The sequence below is a fragment of the Roseiflexus sp. genome (assembly GCF_057785375.1).
Genome location: NZ_JBYNRX010000079.1, coordinates 93,411 through 105,711, shown reverse-complemented (window position 1 = coordinate 105,711; position 12,301 = coordinate 93,411). Strand labels below are relative to the sequence as shown.

Annotated in this window: 9 protein-coding genes; all 9 read right to left on the bottom strand. The window is 65.1% G+C overall.

Annotation, left to right across the window (positions count from 1 at the left end; all coding sequences use genetic code 11):
• Window positions 1-1,431, bottom strand: a 1,431-nt coding sequence (locus tag AC3EA7_RS14240; protein ID WP_488614723.1) for an ABC1 kinase family protein, incomplete at its 3' end; no start/stop codon positions are given.
• A 910-nt stretch (window positions 1,432-2,341) separates the two neighbouring features.
• On the bottom strand, window positions 2,342-3,823 hold the full coding sequence (locus tag AC3EA7_RS14235) for a cobyric acid synthase (protein WP_488614722.1): 1,482 nt from the start codon (window positions 3,821-3,823) through the stop codon (window positions 2,342-2,344).
• Window positions 3,820-4,884 carry a pyridoxal phosphate-dependent aminotransferase gene (locus AC3EA7_RS14230; RefSeq protein WP_488614721.1) on the bottom strand — a complete coding sequence of 355 codons (1,065 nt, stop codon included), beginning with the start codon at window positions 4,882-4,884 and terminating at the stop codon, window positions 3,820-3,822. Before AC3EA7_RS14230 ends, AC3EA7_RS14235 begins: the two co-directional genes overlap by 4 nt.
• Window positions 4,863-5,417, bottom strand: a complete 555-nt coding sequence (gene cobU, locus AC3EA7_RS14225) for a bifunctional adenosylcobinamide kinase/adenosylcobinamide-phosphate guanylyltransferase (protein WP_488614720.1) — start codon at window positions 5,415-5,417, stop codon at window positions 4,863-4,865. Before cobU ends, AC3EA7_RS14230 begins: the two co-directional genes overlap by 22 nt.
• On the bottom strand, window positions 5,414-6,817 hold the full coding sequence (locus AC3EA7_RS14220; RefSeq protein WP_488614719.1) for a cobyrinic acid a,c-diamide synthase CobB: 1,404 nt from the start codon (window positions 6,815-6,817) through the stop codon (window positions 5,414-5,416). Before AC3EA7_RS14220 ends, cobU begins: the two co-directional genes overlap by 4 nt.
• Window positions 6,817-7,596, bottom strand: a complete 780-nt coding sequence (gene cobA, locus AC3EA7_RS14215; RefSeq protein ID WP_488614718.1) for a uroporphyrinogen-III C-methyltransferase — start codon at window positions 7,594-7,596, stop codon at window positions 6,817-6,819. Before cobA ends, AC3EA7_RS14220 begins: the two co-directional genes overlap by 1 nt.
• A gap of 388 nt (window positions 7,597-7,984) precedes the next feature.
• A complete protein-coding gene (gene cobJ / locus AC3EA7_RS14210) occupies window positions 7,985-10,495 on the bottom strand; it encodes a precorrin-3B C(17)-methyltransferase (protein ID WP_488614717.1) in 2,511 nt (836 codons plus the stop codon).
• On the bottom strand, window positions 10,492-11,307 hold the full coding sequence (gene cobM, locus AC3EA7_RS14205) for a precorrin-4 C(11)-methyltransferase (RefSeq protein WP_488614716.1): 816 nt from the start codon (window positions 11,305-11,307) through the stop codon (window positions 10,492-10,494). The genes cobJ and cobM overlap by 4 nt, the downstream gene beginning before the upstream one ends.
• Window positions 11,304-12,032, bottom strand: coding sequence for a precorrin-2 C(20)-methyltransferase (gene cobI / locus AC3EA7_RS14200; protein ID WP_488614715.1), 729 nt, complete (start codon window positions 12,030-12,032; stop codon window positions 11,304-11,306). Before cobI ends, cobM begins: the two co-directional genes overlap by 4 nt.
• Between the last annotated feature and the right edge of the window lie 269 nt (window positions 12,033-12,301).

The following is a 12,301-nucleotide window of genomic DNA, read 5'->3' as shown; positions in this document are numbered from 1 at the left end:
CAGTTCCCCGTCGTTCAGGCGCTGGAGCAGGGCGCTGATCCGGCCCGGCAGCGCGCCGACGACGACGCGCATCTCGTCCAGTTCGCGGAGGACGCGCCGCATCTGCGCGTCGGGGCGGTTCAGTTCCGCCAGAGCGCGCATAGCGTATGGTCGGGCAATGCCGAACACATCGAGCTGCGGATCGATCTGCACGCCGATGCCTTCCATCATGATGATCGACTTCAACAGCAGCGCCAGCGGCGCCGGCAGACGCAGGCGATGACGTTGCAGGAGCGCCAGCAGTTCTTCGCCCATCTCACGCGCCGACAGTTCCTCCAGTGAACGGTCAACGACATGTTCAACGAAACGGTGCATATCCCGCCGCAGCGCTGGCGAGAGTTCATGCTGCGTCAGCATGCTGAGCTGCTGCAACACCCGCAGCGCGCCGTCAGCGTCGCGCTCCAGCAACGCCACCAGGAGCAACAAAAGATTCCCGGTGGTCTCACGGTCGAGGGTGATCGCTTGCCCGAAATCCACTGCGCCGATGACCTCGCCGGGCAACGCAAACAGATTGCCAGGGTGCGGGTCGCCCTGGAAGTATCCATCAACAAAGATTTCCTGAAGGATGAGTTCCAGACTGTGCCGCGCCAGGCGCTTGCGGTCCATACCTGCGGCGTCCATGCCTGCAATGTCGGTGATCTTGATGCCAAAGAGCCGCTCGGTTGTCAGCACACGCGCGCTGGTGTGGCTCCAGAAGACGCGCGGGATGCAGACGTGCGGATTCCCGGCAAAGTTGGCGCGAAATCGGTCTGCATTCCGCCCTTCACGGCGATAGTCAAGTTCAGCGCGCAGTGTCATGCCGAACTCCCACGCCAGTTCGACGAGGTCGTACTGTTCGCCGAAGGACGTATTGTGCTGCGCCAGCGCCGCCAACTCCGACAGGATCGCCAGGTCGATTGCCACGAGTCGTTGGATGTCGGGACGCTGTACCTTGACGACTACCGGTGTGCCGTCGGGGAGTTCGGCGCCGTGCACCTGACCGAGCGATGCCGCCGCCAGCGGTTCGCGTTCGAAGCAGCGAAAAAGGGCGTCAATCGGCTGATGGAGTTCCACCTCGATCGTTGCAATGGCGACATCGGCGGGAAACGGGGGAACGGTATCCTGAAGTTTATTCAGTTCTTCGATCCAGGTCGGCGGCAGCAGGTCCGGGCGTGTGCTCAACGTCTGCCCCAATTTGACGAACGTCGGGCCGAGGTCGGTCAGCGCCAGACGCAGGCGCTCCGGTCCGCTGATCGGATCGAGCGCCGGTTGGCGAACAATGCGGCGCGGCAGCGAAAGAAGCGTCGTCAAGCCTAGCTGGTCGAGCAGATAGCCGAAACCGTACTGCCAGAATACCTGAGCAATCTGGCGGTAGCGACCAAGATAACGTGCCTGACGGACAAGTGGCCACATATAAGAACCGAGAACTGAGAACTGAGAACCGAGAACTGAGAACTGAGAACTGAGAACTGAGAACTGAGAACTGAGAACTGAGAACTGAGAACCGAGAACCAGATGTGAGGGATCAAAGGTAGCGATTTAGGAGATAGAAAAACTCCCCTACTTTCAATCTGCAACCTGTTCACCTTTTCCAGCACCCCCGTTTGTGACCGTCACCGCCCGCACGACACGCTGCACTTGGCCGATTCGCCGCGCGGCACGCGAGCCGACTGATGGCCTGGTTTCAGTTGGTGACGGTCACCTCTGCTGCTACCTCGCCGCCTGCGCGCATCCCCGTTTGTGACCGTCACTGCCCGCACGACACGCTGCACCTGGCAGATTCGCCGCGCGGCACGCGAGCCGACTGATGGCCTGGTTTCAGTTGGTGACGGTCACCTCTGCTGCTACCTCGCCGCCTGCGCGCATCCCCGTTTGTGACCGTCACCGCCCGCACGACACGCTGCACTTGGCCGATTCGCCGCGCGGCACGCGAGCCGACTGATGGCCTGGTTTCAGTTGGTGACGGTCACCTCTGCTCTGCTGCTACCTCGCCGCTTACGCGCATCCCCGTTTGTGACCGTCACCGCCCGCACGACACGCTGCACCTGGCCGATTCGCCGCGCGGCACGCGAGCCGACTGAAGGCCTGGTTTCAGTTGGTGACGGTCACCTCTGCTGCGCCCCTACGTTGCCTCCCGCGCACCCGTGGGCGCCCACAGGGAGCGCCTCTACGTTGGCGATCCCACATTCACCGTGCAACGCGACCATTTGCACAGGTTCACATTCGTGTACCTCTCGCCTTTCTTTCCATGTGCGACGCTTTGGAGACGTTGCGGTGCAACATCTCTCCTTTCGCCGTCTCATCTGCAACCTTCAACCAAACCTTAACCTTCAACCTTCACCCTGACCAACCATTGTACCCGTTCTTCCCCAATCGCCGCGGCGACATGCTGCGCCAGACGGTCGAACGGGTCAATCGACGGGTGCGATTCCTCCCCCGGATGCCAGCCGAGGCGCTGTAACCATGCGCGTCGAAAATCGTCGTTGGCGAAGATGCCGTGCAGGTAACACCCCCATACGCGCCCATCTTCGCTGATATGTCCATCGCCTTCTTCCACTGCGTCGGCGCTGCGCTGCGTAATGGCAATGAGCGGGCGATCCGCGCCGGTGCTGCGTGTTCGCCCCATGTGGATTTCGTACCCCTGCAGATGCGCTCCCGGCGCCCACGGCGCGCGCGAGATGGCGCTTGCCTGCCCGGTACGTTTCTCTGCGCTGAACATCGTTTCAACCGGCAACAACCCCAGACCGGGTTCATCGCCTCCCTGACCTTCGACGCCGAGCGGATCGCTGATCCGTTCGCCGAGTAACTGATAGCCGCCGCAGATGCCCACGATGGCGCCTGAGAACCGGTGCAGCGCCGCATCAAACCCCCGCTCGCGCAACCAGCGCCGCGCCGCCAGCGTGTGTTTCGTGCCGGGAAGAATCACCGCAGCCGCGCCGGTCAGTTCGGCGGGATGGGTGACGTAACGCACCGTAACGCCTGGTTCACGCGCCAGCGGGTCGAAATCGTCGAAATTGGCGATTGCAGGCAGGTGGATGACTGCAATCGTCAGACCGCCATCCCTGGCGTGATTGCCGCGCTCCAGCGCAACCGCGTCTTCCTCCGGCAGGCGCACATCCTCGATCCACGGAATGACCCCCAGCACCGGCAGACCGCTGCGCTGCTCCAGGATACGCACCCCATCCTCAAAGAGCGCCGGGTCGCCGCGGAAACGATTGACGATCAGCCCCCTGATCAACGCGCGCTCCTCCGGTTCGAGCAGCATCAGGGTGCCAAGCAACTGCGCAAAAATTCCGCCGGTGTCGATGTCGCCCACGAGCACGCAGCGCGCCTGCGCATACCTGGCAACCCGCATATTGACGATGTCGCCCGCCTTGAGGTTCAGTTCCACCGGGCTGCCCGCTCCCTCGGCGATGATCAGGTCGTAGCGTGCGCGCAAAGCGTCGAGGTTGCGGGTGACGACCTCCCACAGCATTTCTTTGCGCTGCCAGAAATCGAGCGCGTCCAGAGTGCGCCAGGGACGCCCTTCGACAATGATCTGGCTGCGGCGCTGTCCCTCCGGCTTGATCAGGATCGGGTTCATTTCGACGGTCGGCTCGATCTGCGCCGCCGCCGCCTGTACTGCGGTGCTGCGCGCGATCTCGCCGCCATCGGCAGTCACCGCAGCGTTGTTGCTCATGTTCTGCGCCTTGAACGGCGCAACCCGCAACCCGTGTCGCCGCGCAATACGGCAGAGCGCCGTTACCAGGACGCTCTTGCCGACCGATGACGCCGTACCGAGCACCATGATCACCGGCGCAGTCATAGGATCTCCTTCCAGGCAGCAATCAGTCGCGCGTTCTCCGATGAGCGGCGTGGCGCGACCCGCACCCATTCCGGCAACCCGAACGATGCGCAATCGCGCACAACATGGCCGCGTTGAAGCAACCTTGCCCGCACTGCTGCGCCATCCCCGCAGCGCACGAGCATGAACGGCAGCGTCGCGCGCCAGACATGCAGCCCCAACCGGCACAACCCGGCAAAGAGGTCGTCGCTGGCGCTCCACAGAAGTGGCAGTGTCGTGGGAAGGAAGGCGGCATCGGCAAGTGCGGCGAGACCTGCCGCCTGCGCCGCGCTGTTGACGCTCCACGCCGGCTGAAAGCGCCCGATGCGCGCCGCGATCTCCGGTTGCGCAATCAGGTAGCCAAGACGCAACCCCGCCAGCGCGTAACTCTTGGTCAACGAGTAGAGACGAATGAGGTTGGGGGCGGCTGTCACATCCAGCGGATCACGCGGGCCAGACAGGTCGCGCTGAAAAGCGTGGTACGCCCGGTCAATCACCAGAAAACCGTCGCACGCGGCAGCCAGATCGCCGATGACAGCCGGGGAAAGCGCTGCGCCGGTCGGGTTGTTCGGCGCGCACAGCCATGTCAGGCGCGGACGAATACGCCGGACGGCGTCGATAAGCGTCTGATCGTCGAGGCGGAACCCATCGCTCGCCTGCGCGCGCACCTCGACGACCCGCATCTGCGCCAGGCGACCGGCATGCGCATATTCGCCATAGGTGGGTGCGATGATCAGCGATGTCGCGCCCGGCTCGCCAAGCGCCTGCACAATCAGGTGGATTAGCTCATTTGCGCCATTACCGGCAAGCACCTGATCCGGCGCGCAGCCATGTCGCTCTGCCAGAACCATGCGCAGACGCAGACAACTCCGGTCGGGGTAGGGCGCCGGGTCGAGCGACGCCAGCGCCGCGCGCACCGCCGACGGCGGACCGAACGGGTTCAGGTTGCTGCTGAAGTCGATCACCTGATCCGGCGCAATGCCAAGCGCCGCGAGTTCGGTATGGTCGAGCGCGCCGTGTGCTACGTGATCGAGCGTGCCCATGTCGCCTCCAGTGCATGCAGTTCGACCGGAATGCCGCACACAACCAGATAGACCTCGTCGGCTGCGGCAGCAACCTGTTGATTGGCGCGCCCCAGCAGATCGCGGTACTGCCGTCCAAGCGGGTACTCCGGCACAATCCCCATGCCGACTTCATTCGTCACGACGATCAGGGTCAACCCTTGCGCACCTGCTGCTTCCAGAATCGCCGCTACTTCCCGTTCGACGACCGGCGCCGGGTCCGCTTCGTGCGCCAGCAGCAGATTGCTGACCAGGAGCGAGAGACAATCGAGCAGCACGATTGAACCGGGCGCAAGCGACGTCAGGACAGCCGCGACATCACGCGGCGCTTCGATGGTTTGCCAGGCAGACGGACGACGACGGCGATGGCGGGCGATCCGTTCGCGCATTTCGTCGTCCCCCGCCTCGGCGGTCGCCAGGTAGACGACGCATTCGCTCAGGCGCGCTGCGTACTGTTCGGCGCGCATACTTTTACCGCTGCGCGCGCCGCCGGTGAAGAGCACAATGCGACTCATACCGGCGCTCCCTTCTGCCAGGTTCCGGCTGCGGCGACGAAACGCTGCGCCGCCTGCGGGCATGCCAGAAAGTGGACATGGATGTACGACGCAAGCGTATTGTTGATCACCGCGCCTTCTGCAAACGTCGCCGGACGCAAGGCGTCGGGCAGGCAGGAGTAAAGCCAGGGCAGGCGTTCTGGGCGACTTTCCCATGCGGAATAGTGAAACTCGTGCCCGCGCAGCGTCTCACCCTTGCGCCAGAGCCAGGTGTCGCACTCAGCGCGCGCCGTGCGATACCCCAGCGTCAGGCGCGGCGTCATCACCGAGCGCCCGGCAAGCGCACCGACCATCGGGAAGGTCTGGCCTGCTGCATCGGTGATCGCTTCTGTCAGATACATCAACCCGCCACACTCGGCGTACACCGGCATGCCGGCGTCAACCGCCGCGCGAATGGCGCGCATCAAGGCGCGGTTGGCGCTGAGCGGTTCGGCGTAGAGTTCGGGGAAGCCGCCACACAGATAGATTGCTGCCGTTCCCTCGGGCAACATGGTATCGCGCAGCGGGCTGAAGAAGGCGATCGTCGCACCCGCCGCGCGCAGCAAGTCGAGATTATCTTCATAGAGGAAACTGAACGCCTCATCACGCGCAACGGCGATCACCGGCGCCATGCTGCGCGCTGCGTTTTCCAGCAGCGGCAAGGTGATTACGCTTGCGTCGAGCGGCGGCGCGGTATGCGCCAGCGCCATCACCCGCTCCAGATCGATGGTCGCTTCGATGCGCGCACGCGCCTCATGCAGCCACGCCTGCCAGCGTCCTGGTTCCGCCACCGGGATCAGCCCCAGATGTCGCTCCGGCAGCGTGAGCGTTTCATCGCGTGTCAGAAAGCCAAGCACCGGCACGCCGACGCTCCCCTCGATAGCGTCCTGCACCATGCGCGCATGGCGCGGGCTGCCAACGCGATTGAGGATCACCCCTGCAATCGTGAGCCGCCGGTCGAAATCGCGCAACCCGGCGACGAGTGCAGCAGCAGTGCGCGCCATTGCCCGCGCATCGAGCACGATCACGACCGGCGTGGCGGTCAGGCGCGCAACATGCGCGCTACTGCCGGTGTCATCGTCGCCGGAGTACCCATCGAACAGCCCCATCACCCCCTCGATGATCGCCAGGTCGGCGCCGGCGCTGCGCCGCGCCAGGATACCGGCAATCTGATCCGGCGGCGTCAGCCAGGCGTCGAGGTTGAAACAGGCGCGTCCGGCAGCGAGCGCGTGGTACCCCGGATCGATGTAATCCGGTCCACACTTGAACGGTGCAATCGTCAGACCACGCGCCGTCAGTGCGGCGATCAACCCGGCAGTGATCGTCGTTTTGCCGCTGCCGCTCATCGGCGCGGCAAGCAGCAAACGCGGCAGAGCGGGCATTATTCGTCCTCCCAGAACATGTGGTGTACCGGCGCGTCCGCCGGATCGAACCAGGCGAGGGTATCGGTCAGCGCGGCAACGGCGCCGACGACCAGGACGGCAGGCGGCGGCAGTTCGGCGCGCAGTTGCGCATCAGGAAGGGTTGTCAGCGTTGCGCGAAGCACACGCTGCTGTGCCGTCGTTCCGCGACTGATCAGCGCTGCCGGGGTGTGCGGGTCGCGCCCGGCGGCGATGAGTTTCGCACAGACCACGTCGAGACGGGTGAGCGCCATGAGCACGACGAGCGTTGGCATAGCAGCAAGCGCGCTCCAGTCGATGCCGCTGGCGTGCTCCGACGCCTCGTGCGCAGTGACCACCGCAAATGCCGACGCCACGCCGCGCCGGGTCAGCGGGATGCCAGCATACGCAGGCACGCCGATGGCTGAGGACACACCGGGCACGATTTCATACGGCACCCCGGCGGCGGCGAGCGCTGCCGCCTCCTCCGCCACGTGCCCGAAGACGCACGGATCACCGCCCTTCAGCCGGACGACCTGCAACCCATCGCGCACCAGACGCACCAGCAGATCATTGATCCCCTCCTGGCGCAGCGCGTGATGACCGGGACGCTTGCCAACGAAGATGCGCTCGGCGCAGGGCGGCGCTTCGTCGAGCAGTTCGGGCGCGATCAGGCGATCATAGAGCACCGCATCCGCCTGACGCAGCACGGTCAGGCCCCGCGCCGTGATCAGATCGGCGCGACCGGGACCGGCGCCGACCAGGTATGCTTTGCCCACCATAGGATGTCTTTCTGTCGTTCAGGTTCCATGAGTAATGATCGTGCGCATGATGCGATTTTGCGAGCGCCCCGACAAACGCCACCGTTATTGTCGGGGCAGGTCCCCATGCCTGCCCGCGCAGGGCGCCCACAAGGGGCGCCCCGACAACGCCCGCCACCGTTGTAGGGGCAGGCCCCCGTGCCTGCCCCCGCAGGGCGCCCCCACAGGGGGGCGCCCTGACGACGAACCATCGGGCGCCCACAAGGGGCGCCCCGACAACGCCCGCCACCGTTGTCGGGGCAGGTCCCCGTGCCTGCCCCCGCAGGCCCCCGTGCCTGCCCCCGCAGGGCGCCCCGACACCGGCGATTGTGTGGGCGGCCCGACGACGCCTGCCCTTCACGTTCAACCTTCATTCTTCCCCCAGCCAGCGGGCAATCGCGTCGCGCAGGGCGACGGCGCGGGCAGGCGCGGCGCCGCCGCTGCTCACGGCAATCGTGATACCGCCGGAGCGATGGACGGCGGGCACGTGGAACTGCCCTTCCTCCGGCGCGTCGGCCACGTTGCAGAGGATGCCCGCAGCCGTAGCATCGCGCGCGATCTGTGCGTTGACGCTGCGCTCGCCGGTGGCGGCGAATGCGAGCAACGCCCCCGTGAGATCGCCTGACTCGTAGATGCGTTGCACCCACGTGATCCGCCCTTCCTCCGCCCATGCCGCCAGTTGCGGCGTGGCAGTGGGGCTAACGAGGCGCACCGCTGCTCCGGCTTCGAGTAACCCGCGCACCTTGCGCTCGCCGACTGCGCCACCGCCGATGACGACGGCGGATAGCCTGTTGGCGTCGGTTAGCACGATAGGATATTCGGGCAGCGACTGATCCGACGTGGGCAGCGAACCGTTTCGGGGCGCCGCCGGCTTCGCTCTGGCAGCATATCCGCGCGGCGTCACCATTCGCCCTCCCACAACGTAGCTCTGACTGTTCCCCACCAGCACCACGGTGAACATGTCGGCGCACGACGGGTCTGCCGCTGTGAGGGTTGTCAGCGTCACATGCTCATTGGCGCGGGAGACGTTGCGCCCAAAGGCGACCGGCGTGGTCGGCGGACGGTGTTCCTGCAGGATGCGCAGCGCAGCGTCGAGTTGCCAATCGCGCCCGCGTGAGCGCGGATTGTACAGCGCGACGACAAAATCTGCCTGCGCCGCTGCCCGCAATCGACGTTCGATCACCGCCCACGATGTCAGTAGGTCGCTCAGGCTGATGATGCAGAAATCGTGGCTGACCGGCGCGCCAAGCCGTGCAGCAAGCGCCTGAAACGCGCTGATGCCCGGCAGCGCCTCGACCGTCGGATCGTCTCCCGTCCAGCCGTCGTCGTGCAGCGCCTCGAATACCGGCGCAGCCATAGCGTACACGCCGATGTCGCCGCTGCTGATCAGCGCCACCCGCCGACCGGCGCGCGCCAGATCGATAGCCTGCCGCGCACGTCCGGCTTCATCTCCCATTGCTGGCGTGACCAGCACCTCCTGATGCGGTTGCAGCAGATCACGGATCAGGTCGATATACACCCGGTACCCGGCCACGATCTCGGCACGGCGCAACGCTTCGCGCGCAGCGACGGTGAGGTGCTGCGGATCGCCGGGACCGATGCTGACAAGGGTAAGCATGCTCGACGACCGGCCAGATTCGGGTGAAGTCTGCCTCGAAGGGACCATGGACTCGCGCGGATGCACCGGATTCTCACGGGTCTGCGTTGAATGAGAAGCGATCGATCCGTGTGAATCCGTCCCGACCGGCGTAAATCCATCTTCTCCCATGTGCCAGGTCAACTGGGACTTGCGATGTTTTACCGATCCATGACCGCCCCCCAGGGCAACAGCAACAGTACAGCGCGGAAAGGCGCGTTTCGGCGCGATGAGCGGACCGCCGCCAACGATGACTGCGCACGGCTCAGCGACGCCGGGCAGGTCGAAGTGCGCGGTTGCGGCGCTGCGGCTGAACTGTGTTGCATCGAGTGCGGCAAGTTCGGCGGTCGGAACGACTCGCAGCGGAACGCCGAGCGCATCGGCGAGGGCGATCAGCCCTGGTTCTTCCGCTTTGATCTCGGCGGTGGCAAGCGCCGTCACGCAACGCTCATCGAGACCGGCGTCAGCGAGCGTCGCCCGAAGCGCATCACGCAGTTCATCAACCGGCACGCCGCGCCGGCACCCGATGCCGGCAACCAGAACCGGCGGCAGGTAACGCACACTCTTTGCGCGCAGAGCGCGCCAGAGATCGTCAATCCGGCGATGAGTCGCCAGCAGCGCCGCAGCATACCGGGCATCCGTCAGATCGGCGGCGTTGTCGACGAACTCGACGTTTGGGCAGGGCGCCAGGAGGTCTTCCATCAAACGATGGGCATCGGGCAGATCGGGGTCAACCCAGCATCCGAGCAGATCACCGTTGACCAGGCACGCCATTGCATGGGTCAGCGCCGAGTCACCGGCGATCCGCCACCCCTCGTCACGCCCGATCAGGTCAAGCGCGGGCAGCTCCTGCGTGTCGCTAGCAGTGGTGATGACCGCCTGACCGCCGGTGAGCGCGGCAATCCGGCGCGCCAGAGCGTTCGCGCCCGCCTGATGCCCGCCGATCAGGGGAATGACGAACCTGCCGGTCTCATCGAGGCAGACGACTGCCGGATCGGTTGTTTTGTCGGCGATAAGCGGCGCAATCGCGCGCACAGCGATGCCGCTCGCCATGATCAGCGCCAGTGCGCGGCTATGCTCCCACCAGTGACGCACTTCATCGAACAACGCGGCAGTGTACGGCGTTGCAACGGTTCCTTCACCGGCAAACTTCGCCGGTACCCGCGCAACGGCGTTCAATCCCCGCGCCAGACGCTCCGCCAGGCGCGCACCGGTGCGGGTGACGGCAATGATCGTGATGCTCACGCCTGCTCTCCGCTCTGCTCTCCACGGCGAAAACGGTGCGTATACGTGCGATCATACAGGCGGCTCGTCGCCCGATCCGTTCGTTTCAGCGCCGGATCGAGCGCCGGGCTGACCAGGATGAGCGCCTGGCGCGTAAAGCCGACCGATCTGACCTTTGCCACAATATCACCCAGCGTCCCGTGGATGATCGTCTCATCGGGCCAGCTCACACGGTGCAGTACGGCAACCGGCGTATCACGGGCGTATGCGCCGCCTGCCAGCAGTTCGTCCACCACGCGCTGGATGCGGGTGATGCTCAGGTAGATCGCCAGCGACGCACCGTGCGCCGCCAGGCGATGCAGTTCTTCACCGGCAGGCATCGGCGTGCGCCCGGAAGCGCGAGTGAAAATGACCGTCTGCACCACTTCGGGAACCGTCAGTTCGACGCCGAGACGGGCAGCCGCTGCAAATGCCGCAGTCACACCAGGGACGATCTCATAGGGAATGCCAAGCTCATCGAGCGCCGCCATCTGCTCGTGAATAGCGCCATACAGCGAGGGGTCGCCGCTGTGGAGCCGGGCGACGACCTGACCGGCGTGAGCAGCGTCCTGCATCAGGGAAACGATCTGCTCCAGATGCATATCGGCAGTGCCGATGATCCGCGCATCGGCGCGCGCCCACGATGCCGGCAGCCCGTCGTCCACCAGGCTATCAGCGTAGAGGATCAGGTCCGCCTGCGCCAGAATATCGCGTCCCCGCACCGTAATCAAGTCGGGGGCGCCGGGTCCTGCGCCGATAAAGTACACCATTCCAGCAGCAACAGGGTAGGTCATAGCATGTCTCCACGGCGAACGATGACCAGCGAGAGGTACGGACGGCGCTGCGGATCGAGCGAGCGCAGGTCGCGCGCGATCAACTCCTCCGGCATCCCGACGCGCTCGGCGTAGAGCGCGTGGTCAAGCAGGTCGAGTTCTTCGAGCGTCGCCGTGATTGCCGGCAACGCCGCCCCTGCCTTCATCAGCACGACGGTGTCGAAATCGCGCAGCAACTGTCGCAGGGTTGTCGTATCGGTTTCATAACTGGCAGGCACAACAATCAACCGTTCGTTGCTCATCGCCAGAGGTATGCCGCCAGCCGCAGCCGCTGCTGCAAATGACGTCACACCAGGAATGATGCGCACCGTTACCGGCGCCTGAAGCGCCGTCAACTCGCGCCAGAGGTAAACGAAAGTGCCGTAGAGCAAGGGGTCGCCAAGCAGCACATAGGCGCCATGGCGATCCGCGCCCAGTTCCGCCACAATCGTTTCGGCGGCGGCGCGCCATGCCGGGCGCAACTGACCGGCGTCGCGCGTCATCGGCAGCGGCAACGCCACAACCGTCTGGCGCGCGCGGTCGATCCACGGTTCAGCGATGCGCAGCGCCAGGCTCTGGTCACCGTCGCGGCTCTGCGGGACGAACAGCACATCCGCCGCCTGAAGCGCGCGCAACCCCTTGAGCGTGATCAATTCAGGATCGCCAGGACCAAGACCAATAGCAGTTAATGTGGCAGTTCTGGTCATTCGCTCGTTCTTTCCTGACTCATGCTCGCTCCTGGCGACTGACGCCGGCTGAGTCTGCCGAAGCCAGAGCCAATTGGTTCAAGTGTAGTGAAAATCACCCTCATTCCAAAACCCTTCGAGTAAGAGCCTATCCGAAACATCGCTGACTGAAGTGCGACCAGGTAGACGAAGGCAATGCCTTCGCCTGCCCAACTCATGCGCAGTCATTTACTGCCGGGGCGCTGCGGGCGAACGCCCGCGCTGAGCACGCGGTTCGACGGTGCTCACCG